General features: G+C 63.3%; 22 protein-coding genes. 14 read left to right on the top strand and 8 right to left on the bottom strand.

The features are described from left to right. The first annotated feature begins 50 nt into the window (after positions 1-50). The 7 genes from CAG33_RS00390 (at position 51) to CAG33_RS00360 (ending at position 4,906) form a co-directional block, all read left to right on the top strand. Complete coding sequence (locus CAG33_RS00390; protein WP_085580261.1) at positions 51-620, top strand: electron transport complex protein RnfA; 570 nt, start codon at positions 51-53, stop codon at positions 618-620. Next, positions 617-1,828 (top strand): electron transport complex subunit RsxB, encoded by a 1,212-nt coding sequence (gene rsxB, locus CAG33_RS00385; protein ID WP_085636550.1) that lies wholly within the window; start codon positions 617-619, stop codon positions 1,826-1,828. The genes CAG33_RS00390 and rsxB overlap by 4 nt, the downstream gene beginning before the upstream one ends. Next, complete coding sequence (locus tag CAG33_RS00380; protein WP_085636548.1) at positions 1,815-2,798, top strand: RnfABCDGE type electron transport complex subunit D; 984 nt, start codon at positions 1,815-1,817, stop codon at positions 2,796-2,798. The genes rsxB and CAG33_RS00380 overlap by 14 nt, the downstream gene beginning before the upstream one ends. After that, a complete protein-coding gene (locus CAG33_RS00375) occupies positions 2,795-3,400 on the top strand; it encodes an RnfABCDGE type electron transport complex subunit G (RefSeq protein WP_085580255.1) in 606 nt (201 codons plus the stop codon). The genes CAG33_RS00380 and CAG33_RS00375 overlap by 4 nt, the downstream gene beginning before the upstream one ends. After that, positions 3,397-3,978: an Rnf-Nqr domain containing protein gene (locus CAG33_RS00370; protein WP_085636546.1), complete on the top strand. Its 582-nt coding sequence runs from the start codon at positions 3,397-3,399 to the stop codon at positions 3,976-3,978. Before CAG33_RS00375 ends, CAG33_RS00370 begins: the two co-directional genes overlap by 4 nt. Continuing rightward, positions 3,975-4,613 carry an endonuclease III gene (gene nth, locus CAG33_RS00365; RefSeq protein ID WP_085580251.1) on the top strand — a complete coding sequence of 213 codons (639 nt, stop codon included), beginning with the start codon at positions 3,975-3,977 and terminating at the stop codon, positions 4,611-4,613. The genes CAG33_RS00370 and nth overlap by 4 nt, the downstream gene beginning before the upstream one ends. A 107-nt stretch (positions 4,614-4,720) precedes the next feature. Next, positions 4,721-4,906, top strand: coding sequence for a PA3496 family putative envelope integrity protein (locus CAG33_RS00360; RefSeq protein WP_085580249.1), 186 nt, complete (start codon positions 4,721-4,723; stop codon positions 4,904-4,906). 88 nt (positions 4,907-4,994) lie between these two features. Here the strand turns inward: CAG33_RS00360 and CAG33_RS00355 are convergent, their stop codons facing one another. Then, a complete protein-coding gene (locus CAG33_RS00355) occupies positions 4,995-5,621 on the bottom strand; it encodes a response regulator transcription factor (RefSeq protein ID WP_085580246.1) in 627 nt (208 codons plus the stop codon). 418 nt (positions 5,622-6,039) lie between these two features. Between CAG33_RS00355 and CAG33_RS00350 the strand changes: the two genes are divergently transcribed. Further along, positions 6,040-6,669, top strand: coding sequence for a hypothetical protein (locus CAG33_RS00350; protein WP_085636544.1), 630 nt, complete (start codon positions 6,040-6,042; stop codon positions 6,667-6,669). A 137-nt stretch (positions 6,670-6,806) separates the two neighbouring features. Here CAG33_RS00350 and CAG33_RS00345 read toward each other — a convergent pair whose 3' ends face one another. After that, positions 6,807-8,024: an argininosuccinate synthase gene (locus CAG33_RS00345; RefSeq protein ID WP_085580242.1), complete on the bottom strand. Its 1,218-nt coding sequence runs from the start codon at positions 8,022-8,024 to the stop codon at positions 6,807-6,809. A gap of 129 nt (positions 8,025-8,153) precedes the next feature. Further along, a complete protein-coding gene (locus CAG33_RS00340; RefSeq protein ID WP_085580240.1) occupies positions 8,154-9,062 on the bottom strand; it encodes an OmpA family protein in 909 nt (302 codons plus the stop codon). Positions 9,063-9,221: 159 nt separating this feature from the next. Here CAG33_RS00340 and pyrC point away from each other — a divergent pair, with 159 nt between their 5' ends. Together pyrC and rnt are read left to right on the top strand one after the other, a co-directional pair. Next, positions 9,222-10,268: a dihydroorotase gene (pyrC, locus tag CAG33_RS00335; protein ID WP_085580238.1), complete on the top strand. Its 1,047-nt coding sequence runs from the start codon at positions 9,222-9,224 to the stop codon at positions 10,266-10,268. Continuing rightward, complete coding sequence (gene rnt / locus CAG33_RS00330) at positions 10,265-10,936, top strand: ribonuclease T (RefSeq protein ID WP_085580236.1); 672 nt, start codon at positions 10,265-10,267, stop codon at positions 10,934-10,936. Before pyrC ends, rnt begins: the two co-directional genes overlap by 4 nt. Before the next feature lie 74 nt (positions 10,937-11,010). Here rnt and CAG33_RS00325 read toward each other — a convergent pair whose 3' ends face one another. Next, positions 11,011-11,613 (bottom strand): peroxiredoxin, encoded by a 603-nt coding sequence (locus CAG33_RS00325; protein WP_085580234.1) that lies wholly within the window; start codon positions 11,611-11,613, stop codon positions 11,011-11,013. 301 nt (positions 11,614-11,914) lie between these two features. On the opposite strand from CAG33_RS00325, the gene CAG33_RS00320 reads away from it, so the two are divergent. Continuing rightward, a complete protein-coding gene (locus tag CAG33_RS00320) occupies positions 11,915-12,133 on the top strand; it encodes a bacterioferritin-associated ferredoxin (protein ID WP_003227725.1) in 219 nt (72 codons plus the stop codon). Positions 12,134-12,333: 200 nt separating this feature from the next. Continuing rightward, positions 12,334-12,810, top strand: a complete 477-nt coding sequence (gene bfr, locus CAG33_RS00315; RefSeq protein ID WP_085580232.1) for a bacterioferritin — start codon at positions 12,334-12,336, stop codon at positions 12,808-12,810. A 109-nt stretch (positions 12,811-12,919) separates the two neighbouring features. On the opposite strand, the gene grxD is transcribed toward bfr, so the two are convergent. The 3 genes from grxD to CAG33_RS00300 form a co-directional block, all read right to left on the bottom strand. Further along, positions 12,920-13,261: a Grx4 family monothiol glutaredoxin gene (gene grxD / locus CAG33_RS00310; RefSeq protein WP_085580230.1), complete on the bottom strand. Its 342-nt coding sequence runs from the start codon at positions 13,259-13,261 to the stop codon at positions 12,920-12,922. 96 nt (positions 13,262-13,357) lie between these two features. Further along, on the bottom strand, positions 13,358-15,463 hold the full coding sequence (locus CAG33_RS00305) for a molybdopterin oxidoreductase family protein (RefSeq protein ID WP_085636542.1): 2,106 nt from the start codon (positions 15,461-15,463) through the stop codon (positions 13,358-13,360). A gap of 134 nt (positions 15,464-15,597) precedes the next feature. After that, a complete protein-coding gene (locus tag CAG33_RS00300) occupies positions 15,598-15,888 on the bottom strand; it encodes a hypothetical protein (RefSeq protein ID WP_085580226.1) in 291 nt (96 codons plus the stop codon). A gap of 404 nt (positions 15,889-16,292) precedes the next feature. On the opposite strand from CAG33_RS00300, the gene argF reads away from it, so the two are divergent. After that, the gene (gene argF, locus CAG33_RS00295) at positions 16,293-17,213 is read left to right on the top strand and encodes an ornithine carbamoyltransferase (RefSeq protein WP_085580224.1); all 921 of its coding nucleotides are present in this window, start codon (positions 16,293-16,295) and stop codon (positions 17,211-17,213) included. Further along, positions 17,210-18,319, top strand: a complete 1,110-nt coding sequence (locus CAG33_RS00290; protein WP_085629460.1) for an ABC transporter ATP-binding protein — start codon at positions 17,210-17,212, stop codon at positions 18,317-18,319. The genes argF and CAG33_RS00290 overlap by 4 nt, the downstream gene beginning before the upstream one ends. 192 nt (positions 18,320-18,511) lie before the next feature. Here CAG33_RS00290 and CAG33_RS00285 read toward each other — a convergent pair whose 3' ends face one another. Beyond that, positions 18,512-19,294: a PhzF family phenazine biosynthesis protein gene (locus CAG33_RS00285; RefSeq protein WP_085580220.1), complete on the bottom strand. Its 783-nt coding sequence runs from the start codon at positions 19,292-19,294 to the stop codon at positions 18,512-18,514. Positions 19,295-19,391 lie beyond the last annotated feature (97 nt).

Genomic DNA, 19,391 nt, shown 5'->3' with positions numbered 1-19,391 from the left:
CGGATAATGCCTAACCTTAAGGGACATCCGCCTGACCTGCCGGCAACGCCATGACCGACCTCGTGCTTGTGATTTTCAGTGCTGCGCTGCTCAACAACTTCGTGTTGAACTGGCCGCTGGGCGTCGATCCGGCGCTGGCGGGCGAGCGACGCCAGGTGCATGCGCTGGGCCTGGCGACGCTGGTGCTGATGCTGGTGGCCGGGACTGTCGCCCAGGCGCTCTGGCAATGGCTGCTGGTGCCGCTGCACCTGGAGGGCCTGCGTCTTTTCGCGTTTCTGCCCCTGTGCGTGCTGTCGATCGCTCCGTTGCTGAAGCTGCTGGCCCGCGGGTTGCCGACACTGCCTTTCGACGGCTTGTGGCCATTGATGCTGGGCAATGCCGGCGCGCTGGGCCTGACGCTGAGCAACGCCCAGGCGGACAAAGGCCTGTTTCATGCGATGGCGCTGAGCCTGGGCGCCGGCCTGGGCTTCTGGCTGGTGCTGAGCCTGTTCAGCGACCTGCGCGAACGAACCGCCGGCAATGATGTTCCCCTGCCCTTTCGCGGCCTGCCGATCCAGTTGATCGGCGCCGGACTGATGGCGGTGGCTTTTCTCGGATTCAGCGGACTGATCAAAACATGAGTCTGATTCAACGCATCGACGCCCTGCTGCCCCAGACCCAATGCGGCAAGTGCGGCCATCCCGGATGCAAGCCCTACGCCGAAGGCATCGCCGGCGGCGAGCCGATCAACCGCTGCCCGCCGGGCGGCGACGAAACCGTCGCGGCCCTGGCTGAACTCCTGAACATCCCGGTGCTGGAACTGGACGTCAGCCGCGGCACCGCGCCGCCGCAAGTGGCCTTCATCCGCGAGGCCGAATGCATCGGCTGCACCAAGTGCATCCAGGCCTGCCCGGTGGACGCCATCGTCGGCGCCGCGAAATTCATGCACACCGTGCTTGTCGACGAGTGCACCGGCTGCGACCTGTGCGTGGCGCCCTGCCCGGTGGACTGCATCGACATGCATCCGCTGCCGGCGGGAACCCTGGCGGTGGTCGGCGGACTGGCCGCCAGCCCCGAAGAGCGCCAGGCGCGCACCGCCAAACGCGACCACGCCCGGCAACGCTACCAGCGCCGCAATGCCCGGCTGCTGCACGAAGAGCAGCAACGCCAGGCCGAGCGCGAAGCCCGGGCCCAGCGTGCGGCGCAAGCGCAGGCCGCCGCAGCGGATCCGGTGCAGACCGCGCTTGAGCGGGTGCGCGCCCAGAAGGCCGCCACTGCCGATGCGGCGCTGAAAAAGGCCAAGATCGACCTGGCCATGAGCCGCGCCCAACTGAACAAATCGCTGAAAGCCTTCGGTCACCCGCCGACGTTCGAACAACAGTCGCAACTGATCGTGCTGCAACGGCAGTTCGAGGCGGCCGAGCAGGCGTTGGCGGCCCTGGAAACCAGCGCCGCCGTCCCTGCGGCTCCTGCCCCGGCTCCGGCGAAAGACGCAGAGCTGAAACGGGCGAAAATTCAGTTGGCGATGCGCCGCGCCGAACTGAAGAAGGCCCAGGCGGCGGATGCGCCGCCGCAAGAGATCGCCGTCCTGGAACAGGCCCTGCGCGACGCCGAACAGGCCCTGCATGCGGCCGAGGACGCCAGCGGACAACCGCTGCCCGACCTCGTGCGCACCGAAAAACGGCCGATCGACAGCCAGCTCCGTCAATTGAAGACCGAACTGGCCTACGCCCGGGCCGACCTCAACAAACTGCAAAGACGCGCCGACACCGCCCCCGACCTCCTCGACAAGGCCCGCGCCCGCCTGGAGGAAGCCGAACGTCAGGTAAACGCCCATGCCGTGCCTTGAAACTCTGGACACTCGCCTGCAGGAGGCTATGAAGCTTGTGCTGCTGGCCACGTTGCCGGGGCTGCTGGCGCTGTTCTGGTTCTATGGCTGGGGGGTGGCGATCAACTTGCTCCTGTGCGTCGCCACTGCCTGGGCCGTCGAATCCGCGGTGCTGCGCCTGCGTCGGCAACCGGTGCTGCCGACGCTCGCCGACGGCAGCGCTGCGGTCAGCGCCACCCTGTTGACCGCCGCCCTGCCCCCGTACTGCCCGTGGTGGCTGACGGTCACGGCGATGGCCACCGGCCTGCTGTTCGGCAAGCACCTGTACGGTGGCGTCGGCCGCAACCCGTTCAACCCGGCCATGCTCGGTTTTGCGCTGGCCATGGTGATGTTTCCCCTGTCGATGACGCACTGGCCGGGCCACGGCATGGATCTGTCGAGCGCCCTGACCCAGGTGTTCAGCCCGGCAAGGGCGCCGGACGCCTGGGCCCAGGCCACCGTGCTGGACAGCCTGCGCATCAACAAGAGCCTGACCACGGACGAACTGTTCGCCGCCGATCCCGCTTTCGGCCGGTTCGGCGGACGCGCGAGCGAGTGGGTCAACCTGGCGTTCCTTGCCGGCGGGCTGTTCCTGCTGCAACGGCGGGTGATCGGCTGGCAGGCGCCGGTCGGCATGCTCGTCGCTCTGTTCACCGTCAGCCTGCTGTGCTGGAACGGCTCGGGATCCGACTCCCACGGCTCGCCGCTGTTTCACCTGCTCAGCGGCGCAACGATGCTGGGCGCGTTCTTCATCGTCACCGAACCGGTGTCCGGCGCACGGAGCGCGCTTGCCCGCCTGCTGTTCGGCCTCGGTGCTGGGCTGTTGACGTACCTGATCCGCACGTGGGGCGGCTACCCGGACGGCGTGGCCTTTGCCGTGCTGCTGATGAACCTGTGCGTGCCCGCGCTGGAACGCTTCGCCACCGCCCGCCAGCGGCAGGTGGCGCCATGAACCGCACGGGCAGCCTGATCGCCCTGGCGCTGCTGGCCTGCGCGGGCGCCGGCGTGAGCTGGCTGGTGCAGGATCTCAGCGCGCCGCGCATCGCCGCCGAACGGAAGCTGATCGAAAGCCGCACGCTGCTGGACGTGCTGGCCGCGGACAGCTACGACAACCGACCCCTGGAGCAGCCGCTGCCCCTGGTCGACCCGGTGCTGAGCCACAGCACGCTGACCGGCGCCTACCGGGCGACCCGCGGCGAACAGACCGTCGCCGTCCTGCTGCGCAACCAGGCCACGGGTTATGCCGGCCAGATCGAATGGCTGATCGCGATCGCCCCTTCGGGCAGGCTGATCGGCGTGAAAACCTTGAGGCAAACCGAAACGCCGGCGTTGGGTGGACTGATCGGCGACTGGCCGAACGCCTGGCTGCAGACCTTCACGGGCAAGTCTCTCGATGCACCGGACGACGCCGGCTGGGCGTTGAAAAAGGATCGGGGGCAATTCGATCAGATCGCCGGCGCCACCGTCACTTCGCGCGCAGCGGTGAACGCCGTCCATGATGCGTTGCGCTACTTCGACGGGCACCGGGCGGCTCTGCTGGGGAACGCTGAATGAACAGAACCGCGACACTCTCCAACTCATTGGCGCTGACGTTGCTGCTCGGCGCCACCGGATCGCTGCCCGGCGCGTTGGCGACGGTACTGATGTGCGTTGTCGTCGTCGGCCTCTATGGCTTGGCCATGCAAGCGTTGCGCCCGCGCCTGCCCCAGGCGAGCGTCTTGCCGGCCGGCCTGCTGGTGGCCGCCACGTTGGCCGGTTGCGCCGACACCCTCGTGCAGTACGCGTCCGTGCAATGGCATCAGATGATCGGCCTCTACGCCGGCCTGATCGGCCTGCAGTGCATCGTGCTGGAACACCACGGATTCTTTCTGCGGCCCGCCGCCGCGCGCCTGAAACCGTTCGGCCTGTTCGCCGGCCTGATGGCCGTGATGGCCCTGTTGCGCGAACTGATCGGCCGGGGCAGCATCGGCGCCCGACTTTCGGAACACTGGCAAGGTCTGGTGCTGTTCGGCGAAGGCCTGCACCTGTTCACCCTGACGGCCGGCGCCTTCATCCTGCTGGGATTGCTGCTGGCCTTGGGTCAGACCCTGATTCGCCCCACCGCCCCCGCCGAGGAATCGCACCGTCCATGAATGCCGCAAAACGCCTGGAAATCTTTCGCCGACTGCACGAAGACAATCCCGAGCCGAAAACCGAACTGGCCTACAGCTCGCCGTTCGAACTGCTGATCGCCGTGATCCTTTCGGCGCAGTCCACCGACGTCGGGGTGAACAAGGCCACGGCGAAGCTGTACCCGGTGGCCAACACGCCGGCGGCCATTCATGCCCTGGGCGTCGAAGGCCTGTCCGAGTACATCAAGACCATCGGGCTCTACAACAGCAAAGCGAAAAACGTGATCGAGACCTGCCGCCTGCTGGTCGAACGCCACGGCGGCGAAGTCCCGCAGACCCGCGAAGAGCTGGAAGCCTTGCCGGGCGTCGGGCGCAAGACCGCCAACGTGGTGCTCAACACCGCGTTCCGCCAACTGGCCATGGCGGTGGACACCCACATTTTCCGGGTGAGCAACCGCACCGGGATCGCCCCCGGCAAGAACGTGGTCGAGGTGGAAAACAAACTGATGAAATTCGTGCCGAAAGAGTACCTGCTCGACTCGCACCATTGGCTGATCCTGCACGGGCGCTATGTGTGCCTGGCCCGCAAGCCGCGCTGCGGAAGCTGTCGGATCGAAGATTTGTGCGAGTACAAGCACAAGACATCCGACGATTGATCGGCTATTGGTTTTGTTGATATTTCGATTGAAAAAATCTTTTTTACCATCCGCCGGTTTATCGATATAAGGAGCGCCAAAGGCAGTCTTAGCCTGGAGTTGACCTTATGAGTACCGGCAAAGAACAACTGGATGTAGAAGACGACTTCATCGCCACCGAAGACGACGATGCGGAATCGAAGGTCGAAGTCGCCAAGACCAACCTGAGCAAGCGCCGCACCATCGACAATCTGCTTGAGGAACGCCGCCTGCAAAAGCAACTGGCCGAGTTCGATTACGACGTTGATGACTGATCCCTGAAAGCCTCCCGCAACGGAGGCTTTTTACTTTACGGCGCACGCTGAAACCGATCGGCCCATGCCCTGTCAGCCAGCGTGACGCTCACACGAGCCCGTTGCGCTGCGCCAGCTCGATCAGATCCACCAGCGAACGGGCATTGAGCTTCAGCAGCAGACGGGTCTTGTAGGTGCTCACCGTCTTGTTGCTGAGAAACATGCCGTCAGCGATTTCCTTGTTGGTCTTGCCGCGGGCCAACTGCTGCAGCACCATCATTTCCCGCCCCGAGAGACGATCCACCATATCCGCTTCGCTGGCGTTGCCCAGGCTCGTGCGCACCGTGTGCAAGGCCTGGTTCGGAAAGTAGCTGTAGCCCGACAGCACAGCCTTTATGGCGCTGAGCAGTTCGGTCAGGTCCTGCTGTTTGCAGACATAACCGGCGGCGCCGGACTGCATGCAGCGCATCGAGAAGTGACCCGGCGCCTGGGATGTCAGCACCAGCACTTTCAACGGCATGGCCGATGACGTCAGCCGGGCAATGACTTCAAGTCCGTCCAGTTTCGGAATGCCGATATCGAGAATGACGATATCGGGCATTTGTTCGCGGGCAAGTTGCAGTGCATCCACTCCATTGTCCGTTTCGGCAATGATCTCGTAGCCATGCCGCTCCATCAGCATTCGCACCGCAAGACGAATGACAGGATGATCATCCACGATCAGCACTTTATTCATGGGCAAGTCCAGTTCGCTGTTCGAATTTTTAGAGCCCGCACAATAGCGCAGTCAATTCACCCATGGCAGGCAAGAGTTCCTGCGCATCAGCAGCGAGAGACATCCCTTACGCCTAACAAAGACTTTTCCTACAAAAAGATGCACCTCAGGAAAAATCAACTTCTCCGGAGAAACCCTTATGCCGCCTCACTCGACCCACGCGCTCTTCCTGTCCTCCCGCCACAACGTAAGAATCCTTAACCTTCGCTCGATCTTTTCCGAGTCCTGGCGATTGTCTCCGATAAAAAAGGAAACAAGCCGGTTATTTCCACACCCCTGAAATTAATATAAACGTCAAACACATCAACTTCTGACTCGAGGCAACTTAACCGCCCCGATCAAAACACTTCCATTGCCAAAAACCCTGAAGGACAAACATATGACCAAGTTTCGCAACAAAATCACCAATCCCATCAGCGTCATTGCCATCTTCGCTTTCATATCGGAAACATCGGCCGCTGTTTCCCTGCCGTTTCTCGACAACGACGAACGCGAAGTCTATGTCTGGTTCCTCATCAGTTTTCCCTTTTACTTGCTGTTCCTGTTCTTCATCACGCTCAACTTCAACTACCGTTCCCTTTATGCGCCCTCGGACTTCGGCAACGACAAGAGTTTCCTGAAGGCCTTCGACCCGACGGAACCTGCGGCGGATGAAACGGACGGGACGTCGAAGGCACAGACCACGCACGATCCCCCGGGAACACGCTCGCCGCCTGATCCGACCTTACTGCCCTATGTGCAATTACCCAAACTGATGAAGACACTCCACATCGTCGATGCACGGGAACTGGACGCATCCGAACACATGGCGAAACTTCTGGAGAACATTCCGTATACCGACAAAACATCGGGGCGCATCGTCCTGTTCCTGGTCAGCACCGACCCAATCGTTTCGCTGAGCAGCCCTGCGCCGAAGCCGTTGAAACAGACGAAGAAAATGTCAGACCGAACCGTCTGCATCGTCTACAACGTTTGCTCGCAAGAAATGGACATAGTCCGGCGGATGTGAAAACGAACGGGCGGCATCGCCATTGCAGCGATGGAATGAACAGCGGAGAAGGAGGCTGACCGGAACCGGTCAGCCGTGCAGTCGGCTTGCTGAGCGGTAGCCGTGCCCCAGAGGCACGGCTACCGCTTCATGCCGGCTCAGAACAGCTTGCGGCCCTTGTTGGCGGCAATGCGCATGCGCAGCGCGTTGAGCTTGATGAAGCCCGCCGCGTCGGCCTGGTTGTAGGCGCCGCCGTCTTCTTCGAAGGTCGCGATGTTGGCGTCGAACAGCGAGTCGTCGGACTTGCGGCCGGTGACGATCACGTTGCCCTTGTACAGTTTCAGGCGCACGACGCCGTTCACGTTGACCTGGGAAGCGTCGATCATCTGCTGCAGCATCAGACGCTCAGGGCTCCACCAGTAGCCGGTGTAGATCAGGCTGGCGTACTTGGCCATCAGTTCGTCTTTCAGGTGAGCCACTTCGCGGTCCAGGGTGATCGACTCGATGGCGCGGTGGGCGCGCAGCATGATGGTGCCGCCAGGGGTCTCGTAGCAGCCGCGGGACTTCATGCCCACGTACCGGTTCTCGACGATGTCCAGACGGCCGATGCCGTGCTGGCCGCCGATCTTGTTCAGGGTCGCCAGTACGGTGGCCGGGGTCATCTCGACGCCGTCCAGCGCGACGATGTCGCCGTTGCGGTAGGTCAGTTCCAGGTACTGCGGGGTGTCGGGAGCCTTCTCCGGGGAGACGGTCCAGCGCCACATGTCTTCTTCGTGCTCGGTCCAGGTGTCTTCCAGCACGCCGCCTTCATAGGAGATGTGCAGCAGGTTGGCGTCCATCGAGTACGGGGACTTCTTCTTGCCGTGACGCTCGATCGGGATGCCGTGCTTCTCGGCGTAGTCCATCAGCTTCTCGCGGGACAGCAGATCCCACTCGCGCCATGGAGCGATCACTTTCACGCCTGGCTTGAGCGCATAGGCGCCCAGTTCGAAACGCACCTGGTCGTTGCCCTTGCCGGTGGCGCCGTGGGAAATGGCGTCGGCGCCGGTTTCGTTGGCGATCTCGATCAGGCGCTTGGCGATCAGCGGACGGGCGATGGAGGTGCCCAGCAGGTACTCGCCTTCATAGACGGTGTTGGCGCGGAACATCGGGAACACGAAGTCGCGCACGAACTCTTCGCGCAGGTCGTCGATGTAGATCTCTTTGACGCCCATGGCCTGGGCCTTGGCGCGGGCCGGCTCGACCTCTTCGCCTTGACCGAGGTCGGCGGTGAAGGTCACCACTTCACAGTTATAAGTATCCTGCAGCCACTTGAGGATCACCGAAGTGTCCAGGCCGCCGGAATACGCCAGAACGACCTTGTTTACGTCCGCCATGCCATCACTCCACGGGGTTGTACGGAAAGCCGAGGAGTCTACCGCTCAAACGCGATAATTTACAGAGGCGCGACAGCTTAAGACGACAAAGCGACAGAATCTGTCGAGGGCGCGACGATGGGCCGCAGGTCAGGACGTCGCTGCGGCGTTGGCGGGTGCGCTGGCCTGAGGGGCCGGGGTCGTCGTCGGCGCGACCCGCGCCAGGTGCACGTTGACCCGGCGGTTCTTCGCCCGGTTGGCGGCGTTGGTGTTGGGTACCAGCGGGTAGCGTTCGCCGTGGAACCGCACGGTGATCTGCGATTCCTGGATGCCGTTGGCCTTGAAGAAATCCACCACCGCCAGCGCCCGCCGGCGCGACAGTTCACGGTTGGTCAGGCGGTTGCCGCTGTTGTCGGAATGGCCGTCGAGCTCGATGTGGTTGACCGTCGGATCGGCCTTCATGTACTCGAGCATCACTTGCAGCTTGGCCTTGGCGGCGGCGTCCAGCTCGGTGCCTTCGCCGGGGAAGCCGATCTGCGATTGCTTGACCTGATCGAAATTCTGCGGGAGCAGTTTGGCCACGCAGCTCTGATAATCGTTGAACGCCTTGCTGAACTTCACCGGCAGCAAGCGCACTTCCGAGACCCGGCCATCGCCCGAGGCGTGCCGCACCACTGGGCTGCGGCCGTCCATCAAGCCGCTGATCAGGCGCCCGGCCTGGGCCTGGGAGCTGTTGAACAGCACGTTGCCGCTGCCCAGCCTGACGGTGCCCAGGTTGATGTCGTCGCGGCCCGGCTGCCACGGCGCGGCGGCCGCCAACAACGTCGCCGAACCGCCGCCGAGCATGGCGTTGTAGGCGTTGAGGCGGAACGTCGCCTGCTCGCCGGCCTTGCGCACGAACTGCCCCGAGCCGAAGTCGGTGACCGGCTGCGTCAGGCGGCATTCGAACTTGTCGCCTTCGACCGTCCACTCAATGTTCTCCAGACGGGTCTGGTACGTGAGCGCCATCGCCGGAAGGCTGGCGAACACACTGAGCAAGGCTAGATAACGCTGGCGCACGGGAGGCTCCATGGGTTCCTGTTACAAAAGGACCGACACACACATGTTTACGGCATACCTGATGTCTATCGGTCGCTTTTCGCAAAACTTGATAGCGAGTGCCTGCAAGTGTCTTTTCCGGTAGCATTCCCTACAGTTTGACCCGCCTGGAATCCCCTCATGTCCGACCGCCTGACCCTGCTGCGTCCCGACGACTGGCACATCCACCTTCGCGATGGTGCCGTGTTGACCAATACCGTTGCGGATGTCGCGCGCACCTTTGGCCGCGCCATCATCATGCCCAACCTGGTACCTCCGGTGCGCAACGCCGCCGAGGCCGACGGCTACCGTCAGCGGATCCTCGCTGCCCGCCCGGCCGGCAGCCGCTTCGAACCGTTGATGGTGCTGTACCTGACCGACCGCACCCAGCCTGAAGAGATCCGTCAGGCCAAGGCCACCGGCTTCGTGCACGCCGCCAAGCTGTACCCGGCCGGCGCCACCACCAACTCCGACTCCGGGGTCACCAGCATCGACAAGATCTTCCCGGCGCTGGAGGCCATGGCCGAAGTCGGCATGCCGCTGCTGATCCACGGTGAGGTCACCCGTGGCGACGTCGACGTGTTCGACCGCGAAAAGATCTTCATCGACGAGCACATGCGCCGCGTGGTCGAGCGTTTCCCTACCCTCAAGGTCGTGTTCGAGCACATCACCACCGGCGACGCCGTGCAGTTCGTCAACGAGGCCTCGGCCAACGTCGGCGCGACCATCACGGCCCATCACCTGCTCTACAACCGCAACCACATGCTGGTGGGCGGGATCCGGCCGCACTTCTATTGCCTGCCGATCCTCAAGCGCAACACGCACCAGGAAGCCCTGCTGGACGCCGCCACCGGCGGCAGCGCGAAGTTCTTCCTCGGCACCGATTCGGCACCGCACGCCCAGCACGCCAAGGAAGCCGCCTGCGGCTGCGCCGGCTGCTACACCGCCTACGCTGCCATCGAGCTGTATGCCGAAGCGTTCGAACAGCGCAACGCGCTGGACAAGCTCGAAGCGTTCGCCAGCCTCAACGGCCCGCGCTTCTACGGGCTGCCGGCCAATACCGACCGCATCACCCTGGTCCGCGAAGAATGGACCGCCCCTGCCAGCCTGCCGTTCGGCGAGCTGAACGTCATCCCGCTGCGCGCCGGTGAAAAACTGCGCTGGCGCCTGCTGGAGGAACACGCGTGAGTGAAGACCATTTCGACGATGAACTGGACGGTCAGGGCGGCGGCGCACGCCATCCGATGGCAGCGCGTTTCCGCGGCTACCTGCCGGTCGTCGTCGACGTAGAGACCGGCGGCTTCAACTCGGCCACCGATGCGTTGCTGGAGATCGCCGCGACTACCATCGCCATGGACGAAAAGGGTTTCGTGTACCCGGACCACACCTATTTCTTCCGTGTCGAGCCGTTCGAAGGCGCCAACGTCGAACCGGCCGCGCTGGAGTTCACCGGGATCAAGCTCGATCACCCGCTGCGCATGGCGGTCAGCGAAGAGACGGCGCTGACCGACATTTTCCGCGGCGTGCGCAAGTCGCTGAAGGCCAACGGCTGCAAGCGGGCGATCCTGGTGGGGCACAACAGCAGCTTCGACCTGGGCTTCCTCAACGCGGCGGTCGCGCGCCTGGACATGAAGCGCAATCCGTTCCACCCATTCTCCAGCTTCGACACCGCGACCCTCGCCGGCCTGGCCTACGGCCAGACCGTTCTGGCCAAGGCCTGTCAGGCAGCGGGCATCGACTTCGACGGCCGTGAAGCGCATTCGGCACGTTACGACACCGAGAAGACCGCCGAACTGTTCTGCGGCATCGTCAACCGCTGGAAGCAGATGGGCGGCTGGGAAGACTTCGACGACTGATCGGCGTCGGACAAATCCCGCACACAAAAAAACCGGCCACAAGGGCCGGTTTTTTTGTGCCTCGACGTTGCGCCTTACAGGGCGGCAGCGTTCTCGGTCAGGTAAGCGGCAACGCCTTCAGGCGAAGCGTTCATGCCTTTGTCGCCTTTCTTCCAGTTGGCCGGGCAGACTTCGCCATGCTCTTCGTGGAACTGCAGCGCGTCGACCAGACGGATCAGCTCTTCCATGTTGCGGCCCAGCGGCAGGTCGTTGACGATCTGCGAGCGGACGACGCCCTTGTCGTCGATCAGGAACGCGCCACGGAACGCCACGCCGCCTTCGGACTCAACGTCGTAGGCCTTGGCGATTTCGTGCTTCATGTCGGCAGCCATGGTGTATTTCACCTGGCCGATGCCGCCGTTGTTGACCGGGGTGTTGCGCCAGGCGTTGTGGGTGAAGTGCGAGTCGATCGACACGGCGACCACTTCCACGTTGCGCGCCTTGAAGTCGGCCATGCGGTTGTCCAGGGCGATCAGCTCGGACGGGCAGACGAAGGTGAAGTCCAGCGGGTAGAAGAACACCAGGCCGTATTTGCCTTTGATGGCCGAGGACAGGGTGAAGCTGTCGACGATCTCGCCATTGCCGAGTACGGCCGGAACGGTGAAGTCAGGGGCTTGTTTGCCTACGAGTACGCTCATGGATATCTCCTGGTGTATAGACTTGAAGTTCAGGGTCCGGGCCAGCCTGCCACCCTCAGGCGACAGCCCTGTGACACGGATCCTCTTCGCAAGGGCCGACCATCATACACTGCACGTTTGTCCTGTCCTCAAAGGTTTTTCGCGGACGGGCCCGGGCGCAGTGCAGGCAACGGGCCACACTTCGCCGTTCGTCAGCCATCCGTCGCCGTGTCAAAAACGCCCGGGAAAGCACTTTGACAATCATTCTCGTTAACATTAAGATCCATCGCAATCGAGTCACCACCAGCGACGGTTATCCCTTATGTATGTTTGCCTCTGCACTGGCGTCACCGACGGACAGATCCGCGAAGCGATCTATGAAGGTTGCTGCAGCTATAAGGAAGTCCGCCAGGCCACCGGCGTGGCCAGCCAATGCGGCAAATGCGCTTGCCTGGCGAAGGAAGTGGTTCGCGAAACCCTGACCAAGCTGCAGACCGCCCAGGCCGCGATCCCCTATCCGGTAGAATTTACCGCCGCATAAACGCCCCCCATTCGAAGAACCGGACATATGTCCGGTTTTTTTATGCCTGAAAATCAATTGCTTAGCGTGTAGACGCAGAACACAAACATTCTTATTCCGATTAAATTTCATATATTATTCAATAACTTAGGTTTGACACCCGTAGTTGTCGGGATCAAACTCTGCCGCATATACAGCTATTACAGGGCAGGACTCCCATCATGAAAGGCGACGTTACAGTCATCCAGCATCTCAACAAAATCCTTGGCAATGAACTGGTCGCGATCAATCAGTACTTCCTGCATGCGCGCATGTATGAAGATTGGGGCCTGAACAAACTCGGCAAGCACGAGTACAAAGAATCCATCGACGAGATGAAGCACGCGGACAAGCTGATCAAGCGCATCCTGTTCCTGGAAGGCATTCCGAACGTGCAGGATCTGGGCAAGCTGTTCATCGGCGAGAACACCCCGGAAATGCTGGAATGCGACCTGAAGATCGAGCGCACCGGCCACGCCGACTTGAAAGTGGCGATCGCCCACTGCGAATCCGTCGGCGACTTCGGCAGCCGCGAACTGCTGGAAGACATCCTTGAATCCGAGGAAGAGCACATCGACTGGCTGGAAACCCAACTGGGCCTGATCGACAAGATCGGCCTGGAGAACTACCTCCAGTCGCAGATGGGCGACGACGAGTAAATGAGCGCCTGCTGAACGCGAGCCAACAAAAAGCCCCGCCTCTCGAAAGAGGGCGGGGCTTTTTGTTGGCTCGCGGGATTCGGCGTTGGCCGAAACCCGCAGGCAAGGATCAAGCGTCGGTCTTGGCCGCAGCAGCCTTGGCGGACGCGTCCTTGATCAGGGTCTGCAACTCACCGTTGGCGAACATCTCAGCCATGATGTCGCTGCCGCCGACCAGTTCACCGGCGACCCACAGCTGCGGGAACGTCGGCCAGTTGGCGTACTTGGGCAGGTTGGCGCGGATTTCCGGGTTCTGCAGGATGTCGACGTAGGCGAACTTCTCGCCACAGCCCATCACGGCCTGCGCGGCTTTCGCGGAGAAGCCACACTGCGGGGCATTCGGCGAGCCTTTCATGTAAAGCAGAATGGTGTTGTTGGCAATCTGCTCTTTAATCGTTTCGATGATATCCATGGAGCACCTCGGCTGAACTTTCCGACTCATGGGTCGGCACGGTGGCGCATTGTAACGGAATCCCGAGCGCCCTGCTCGGTCTCCCCGCCGACTTGTTCATGCCGCCGCCACCGTCACCGGCACGCCGTTGAGCGCCGCATTGCCCGACAGCTCGTCGAGCTGGCACTCATCGGTCAGGTCGTTGGCGCTGGAGCCCGGCTGGCCGCTGGCGATGGCCATCTGCACGCCCGGGCGCGCATGCCCCCAGCCGTGCGGCAGGCTGACCACGCCTTTCATCATGTCCAGGCTGCCCAGCACCTCGACCTCGATCTGCCCGACCCGCGAACTCACCCGAACCCGTTGCCCGTCGCTCAAGCCACGCGCGGCGAGATCATCCGGGTGCATCAGCAACTGATGACGCGGCTTGCCCTTCACCAACCGATGGAAGTTGTGCATCCAGGAGTTGTTGCTGCGCACATGACGGCGCCCGATCATCAGCAACTCATCCGGGGCCGGAGCCCGCTGGGCGGCGAACCGGGCAAGGTCGGCGAGGATCGGCGCCGGTGCGGCCTGGATCGTACCGTCGGCGGTCTTCAGCCGCGCCGCCAGGTTAGGCTGCAACGGCCCCAGGTCGACGCCGTGGGGATGGTCGGCCAGCGTCGCCAGCGACAGCTTCTGCGCGGCCCCGTCGCCGTAGCGGCCCATGCGCAGGCCCATGTCGATCATCTGCGCCGGCGCCATGGTCGGCTTGAGTTCCTTGCCGGTTCGTTGCGCAAAGGCCTTGGCCAGGCCGACGAAGATCTCCCAGTCGTGCAGCGCGCCTGGCGGCTTGGGCAGGATCGCCCGGTTGAAGCGGGTGACGTTGCGCACCGCGAACAGGTTGAACGTGGTGTCGTAGTGATCATTCTCCAGCGCCGAGGTCGAAGGCAGGATCAGGTCGGCGTATCGCGTGGTCTCGTTGATGTACAGGTCGAGGCTGACCATGAACTCCAGCCCGTCCAGCGCCTGCTCCAGCTGACGGCCGTTCGGCGTGGACAGCACCGGGTTGCCGGCCACGGTGATCAGCGCGCGGATCTGGCCTTCGCCTTCGGTGAGCATTTCCTCGGCCAGCGCCGACACCGGCAGCTCGCCGCCGTACTCGGGGCGCCCCGACACGCGGCTTTGCCATTTGTTGAAGTGCCCGCCGGACGTGGACGCCACCAGATCCACCGCCGGTTCCGTGCACAGGGCGCCGCCGACGCGGTCGAGGTTGCCGGTCACCAGGTTGATCAATTGCACCAGCCAATGGCACACGGTGCCGAACGCCTGGGTCGAAACGCCCATGCGGCCGTAGCAGACGGCGCTGGGCGCAGCCGCGAAATCCCGGGCCAACCGGCGGATCTGCTGGGCCGGCACCGCGCACAGCGGGCTCATGGCTTCGGCGGTGAACGGCGCCACCGCCGCACGCACGTCATCCAGGCCGCTGACCGGCAGATGACTGTCGCGGGTCAGGCCTTCATCGAACAATGTGTTGAGCAGGCCGAACAGCAGCGCCGCGTCGCCGCCGGGCCGCACGAACAGGTGCTGGTCGGCCATGGCCGCCGTCTCGCTGCGCCGGGGATCGACCACCACCACTTTGCCGCCCCGGGCCTGGATCCCCTTCAGGCGCTTCTCCACGTCGGGCACGGTCATGATGCTGCCGTTGGACGCCAGCGGATTGCCGCCCAGGATCAGCATGAACGCAGTGTGGTCGATGTCCGGGATCGGCAGCAGCAGGCCGTGGCCGTACATCAGATGGCTGGACAGGTGATGGGGCAATTGATCGACCGACGTCGCGGAATAGCGGTTGCGGGTCTTCAGCAGGCCGAGGAAGTAGTTGCTGTGGGTCATCAGCCCGTAGTTGTGCACGCTGGGGTTGCCCTGGTACACGGCGACCGCGTTCTGGCCATGACGCTCCTGAATGGCCGCCAGCCGCTGCGCCACCAGCGCAAAGGCCTCATCCCACTCGATGGGCAACCATTCGTCGCCGACCCTGCGCATCGGTTGGCGCAGGCGGTCGGGATCGTTCTGGATGTCCTGCAGGGCCACAGCCTTGGGGCAGATATGGCCACGGCTGAAGCTGTCCTGGGCATCGCCCTTGATCGAGGTGATCGCGACGGTGCCGTCGGTTTCGGTGGTTTCGATGGTCAAGCCGCAGATGGCTTCGCACAGGTGGCAGGCACGGTGGTGGAGAGTCTTGGTCATGGCCAGTCTCTGTCTTGTTCTGGGCGGACGCTGTCGGCCGCGGGAACAAAACTATGGCGCGGGATCCGGGCCGCCGCCAGCGACGTTCGTCCTGTGAATCGACGCCCATCAGGCGGGCCGATGGCGACGCACGGTCAACTGGACGGCAACTGCGGCGGGGCCTGCAGCTGGATTTCCTGGATGGTTTCGATCTGCTCGTGGGCGACATGCACGCCGGTCAGTTCGCCGATCAGCCGCCAGTGCTCGTCGAGCCCGGTGCTGATGGTGGCCATGCGATCGATCATGTGGCGGCCGGCGGCCCTGATCACTTCGTCGTCGCTGCGCAGCAGTTCGAACGACATCGAGGTGACCGACGCCGTGAGATGGGTCAGCGAGCGTGCCGTGTGGCCCAGCAGTTCCATTAACAGTTGCTCTTTCGATTCCATGCGGAGGCTTCCTGCGTCGCTCGTGATTTATTTATAACCCAGCACTTTGCTTTAGCAAATGTTTCACCCCATCCATTCGACCAAACGGATCGGTGACGCACCGGCCGCAAACCGACCAGGGCCGTGCCATCCCCGCCACGCTTGATTGCCAAGGCCGTCGAAGCCAGTGTACAAAGGGGTCGCTGCCGACCGGAACCGGTTCAAGCGACGCACTCCAGACGGCCTTATCGCGCCGTCGAATTCCGCGAAAACCTTCGCCTATTGGAAAAACGCGACATTTAGTGTCAATATCGCGCCTTCCCCTATTTCGTCGCCCCCGTGCGGCTTACGCCGCAGGTCTCGCCCGTTGTTAAGAAAAACAAGGCTTTGAGCATCTGCGGTCCGTAGCAAAAAGGTAGTCAATGATGAGCGCAAGGCACTTTCTCTCCCTGATGGATTGCACGCCCGAAGAGCTGGTCAGCGTGATCCGTCGAGGCGTTGAGCTCAAGGACCTGCGTAACCGCGGCGTACTGTTCGAGCCCTTGAAAAACCGCGTCCTGGGGATGATCTTCGAGAAGTCCTCGACCCGCACCCGGATCTCCTTCGAGGCCGGCATGATCCAGCTCGGCGGCCAGGCGATCTTCCTGTCGCCGCGCGACACCCAACTGGGTCGCGGCGAGCCCATCAGCGACTGCGCCATCGTCATGTCGAGCATGCTCGATGCGGTGATGATCCGCACCTTTGCCCACAGCACCCTGACCGAATTCGCCGCCAACTCCCGGGTGCCGGTGATCAACGGCCTGTCGGACGACCTGCACCCGTGCCAGCTGCTGGCCGACATGCAGACGTTCCTCGAGCACCGCGGTTCGATCCAGGGCAAGACCGTGGCCTGGATCGGCGACGGCAACAACATGTGCAACAGCTATATAGAAGCGGCGATCCAGTTCGACTTCCAGTTGCGCGTGGCCTGCCCGGAAGGCTACGAACCCAACCCTGAATTCGTCGCCCGCGCCGGCGACCGCGTGACCATCGTCCGCGACCCGCAGGACGCCGTGCGCGGCGCGCACCTGGTGAGCACCGACGTCTGGACCTCCATGGGCCAGGAAGAGGAGACCGCCAAGCGCCTCAAGCTGTTCGCGCCGTTCCAGGTCACCCGGGCCCTGCTGGACCTGGCCGCCGAGGACGTGCTGTTCATGCACTGCCTGCCCGCACACCGCGGCGAAGAAATCAGCCTCGACCTGCTTGACGACCCGCGCTCCGTCGCGTGGGATCAGGCAGAAAACCGTCTCCACGCACAGAAGGCCCTGCTCGAGTTCCTCGTCGAACCGGCATATCACCACGCATGAGCCATGAATTACTGCTGAACCTGCGCAACCTCGCTTGCGGCTATCAAGACCAACGCGTGGTGCAGAACCTCAATCTGCACCTCAACGCCGGTGACATCGGCTGCCTGCTCGGCTCCTCCGGCTGCGGCAAGACCACCACCCTGCGCGCCATCGCCGGCTTCGAACCGGTGCACGAAGGGGAAATCCAGCTCGGCGGCGAAACCCTCTCCAGCGCAGGCTTCACCCTCGCGCCGGAGAAGCGCCGGATCGGCATGGTGTTCCAGGACTACGCGCTGTTCCCGCACCTGAGCGTGGCGGACAACATCGCCTTCGGCATCCGCAAGCATCCGCACAAGGAGCGCGTCACCGAAGAGCTGCTGGAACTGGTCAACCTGAAGAACCTGGGCAAGCGTTTTCCCCATGAGTTGTCCGGCGGCCAGCAACAACGTGTCGCCCTCGCCCGCGCTCTGGCGCCGGAGCCGCAGTTGCTGCTGCTCGACGAGCCGTTCTCCAACCTCGACGGCGAGCTGCGGCGCAAGCTCAGCCGCGAAGTGCGGGACATCCTCAAGGCCCGAGGCACCAGTGCGATCCTGGTGACCCACGACCAGGAAGAGGCCTTCGCGGTCAGCGACCACGTCGGGGTGTTCAAGGAAGGCCGGCTGGAGCAGTGGGACACGCCCTACAACCTGTACCACGAACCGGCGACCCCGTTCGTCGCCAGCTTCATCGGCCAGGGCTACTTCATTCGCGGCCAGCTCAGCAGTCCGGAGTCGGTGCAGACGGAGCTGGGCGAACTGCGCGGCAACCGGGCCTACACCTGGCCGGTGGGCGGCGCGGTGGACGTGCTGCTGCGGCCGGACGACATCGTCCATGCCCCGGACAGCGCGCTCAAGGCGCGGATCGTCGGCAAGACGTTCCTCGGCGCTTCGACGCTGTACCGCCTGCAACTGCCGACCGGCGCGCAGCTGGAATCGATCTTCCCCAGCCACGAGGATCATCAGGTCGGCGCCGATGTGGGCATCCGCGTAGCCGCCGAACACCTGGTGCTGTTCCAGGCCTCGGGCAGCATGGCGGCGCAGATCCCGGCGTTGGAGAGCGGCGTGCGGCGGTACAGCACCGCCCACTGAATCAAGCCAATCCCTTTTCCGCAGTGCCGGCCCTATCGCTGGCAAGTCGAGTCGTCGCACCGCAGCTCCCACAGGTTATTGTGGTGTACAGGGATTCTGCGAACACCGTGATCCCTGTGGGAGCCAGCCTGCTGGCGATGGCGGTGAGTCAGTCACCCAGATATCGGCAGTGCCGACGCCATCGCTTGCAGGCTACTTCAGCGTCAAAGTGCCGCTGGCCACCAGCGTCGCATGCCCGCCGATCTTCACCCGCTCGCCTTCCAGCCGGCAGAACAGTTCCCCGCCCCGCGCCGAACGCTGGCAGGCGGTCAGGCGGGTTTTGCCCAGCCGCTTGGACCAGTAGGGAATCAGGCTGCAATGGGTGGAACCGGTGACCGGGTCTTCGTTGATGCCGATGGCCGGGGCAAAGTAGCGCGAGACGAAGTCATGCTGGCTGCCCCGCGCGGTGACGATGGCGCCCAGCCACGGCAGTTTGGCCAGGGCGGCCATGTCCGGTTTGCAGTCGAGCACGGCCTGCTCCGACTCCAGCACCACCATCAACTCGTTGGAACTCAGGACATCCACCGCCTGAACGTTCAGCGCCCGCTCGATCTCCACGGTGACGCCCCGCTCCACTGCTTCGATGGCCGGGAAGTCCAGCCACAGCGTGTCGCCTTCGCGGCTCACGCTCAACGGCCCGGACTTGCAGGTGAAGTCCAGACGTTCGACGGTTTCCTTATAGATGTCGAACAGCACATGGGCGCTGGCCAGGGTCGCATGGCCGCACAGCGGAACCTCGGTGGTCGGCGTGAACCAACGGATGTGCCAGGCCTGCCCTTCGCGCACCAGAAACGCGGTTTCCGCCAGGTTGTGCTCGGCGGCGATCTTCTGCATCAGATCGTCCGCAAGCCAGGCATCGAGCCGGTAAACCATCGCCGGATTGCCGCTGAACGGCCGATCGCTGAACGCATCGACCTGATGAAACGCTAGCTGCATAACCTTCTCCCTTTGTCTGTCGGCCGAGCATGCCGTGGCGACCGGTTCCGCGCCAGAGACAGAGTCCGCCGATTTCCGTCATACAGAGTCGATGCGT

The sequence above is a fragment of the Pseudomonas sp. B3(2017) genome, assembly GCF_002113595.1.
GTDB classification, from domain to species: Bacteria; Pseudomonadota; Gammaproteobacteria; order Pseudomonadales; family Pseudomonadaceae; genus Aquipseudomonas; species Aquipseudomonas ekonensis.
The sequence above is the reverse complement of the archived record's forward strand: the minus strand, read 5'-3'. Positions and strand labels throughout refer to the sequence as shown.

What these genes read in the sequence shown, in the direction of transcription:
- CAG33_RS00390 (WP_085580261.1), top strand. Translation starts at nt 51, where the DNA reads ATGACCGACCTCGTGCTTGTGATTTTCAGTGCTGCGCTGCTCAACAAC.
- rsxB (WP_085636550.1), top strand. Translation starts at nt 617, where the DNA reads ATGAGTCTGATTCAACGCATCGACGCCCTGCTGCCCCAGACCCAATGC.
- CAG33_RS00380 (WP_085636548.1), top strand. Translation starts at nt 1,815, where the DNA reads ATGCCGTGCCTTGAAACTCTGGACACTCGCCTGCAGGAGGCTATGAAG.
- CAG33_RS00375 (WP_085580255.1), top strand. Translation starts at nt 2,795, where the DNA reads ATGAACCGCACGGGCAGCCTGATCGCCCTGGCGCTGCTGGCCTGCGCG.
- CAG33_RS00370 (WP_085636546.1), top strand. Translation starts at nt 3,397, where the DNA reads ATGAACAGAACCGCGACACTCTCCAACTCATTGGCGCTGACGTTGCTG.
- nth (WP_085580251.1), top strand. Translation starts at nt 3,975, where the DNA reads ATGAATGCCGCAAAACGCCTGGAAATCTTTCGCCGACTGCACGAAGAC.
- CAG33_RS00360 (WP_085580249.1), top strand. Translation starts at nt 4,721, where the DNA reads ATGAGTACCGGCAAAGAACAACTGGATGTAGAAGACGACTTCATCGCC.
- CAG33_RS00355 (WP_085580246.1), bottom strand. Translation starts at nt 5,621, where the DNA reads ATGAATAAAGTGCTGATCGTGGATGATCATCCTGTCATTCGTCTTGCG.
- CAG33_RS00350 (WP_085636544.1), top strand. Translation starts at nt 6,040, where the DNA reads ATGACCAAGTTTCGCAACAAAATCACCAATCCCATCAGCGTCATTGCC.
- CAG33_RS00345 (WP_085580242.1), bottom strand. Translation starts at nt 8,024, where the DNA reads ATGGCGGACGTAAACAAGGTCGTTCTGGCGTATTCCGGCGGCCTGGAC.
- pyrC (WP_085580238.1), top strand. Translation starts at nt 9,222, where the DNA reads ATGTCCGACCGCCTGACCCTGCTGCGTCCCGACGACTGGCACATCCAC.
- CAG33_RS00325 (WP_085580234.1), bottom strand. Translation starts at nt 11,613, where the DNA reads ATGAGCGTACTCGTAGGCAAACAAGCCCCTGACTTCACCGTTCCGGCC.
- CAG33_RS00320 (WP_003227725.1), top strand. Translation starts at nt 11,915, where the DNA reads ATGTATGTTTGCCTCTGCACTGGCGTCACCGACGGACAGATCCGCGAA.
- bfr (WP_085580232.1), top strand. Translation starts at nt 12,334, where the DNA reads ATGAAAGGCGACGTTACAGTCATCCAGCATCTCAACAAAATCCTTGGC.
- grxD (WP_085580230.1), bottom strand. Translation starts at nt 13,261, where the DNA reads ATGGATATCATCGAAACGATTAAAGAGCAGATTGCCAACAACACCATT.
- CAG33_RS00305 (WP_085636542.1), bottom strand. Translation starts at nt 15,463, where the DNA reads ATGACCAAGACTCTCCACCACCGTGCCTGCCACCTGTGCGAAGCCATC.
- CAG33_RS00300 (WP_085580226.1), bottom strand. Translation starts at nt 15,888, where the DNA reads ATGGAATCGAAAGAGCAACTGTTAATGGAACTGCTGGGCCACACGGCA.
- argF (WP_085580224.1), top strand. Translation starts at nt 16,293, where the DNA reads ATGAGCGCAAGGCACTTTCTCTCCCTGATGGATTGCACGCCCGAAGAG.
- CAG33_RS00290 (WP_085629460.1), top strand. Translation starts at nt 17,210, where the DNA reads ATGAGCCATGAATTACTGCTGAACCTGCGCAACCTCGCTTGCGGCTAT.
- CAG33_RS00285 (WP_085580220.1), bottom strand. Translation starts at nt 19,294, where the DNA reads ATGCAGCTAGCGTTTCATCAGGTCGATGCGTTCAGCGATCGGCCGTTC.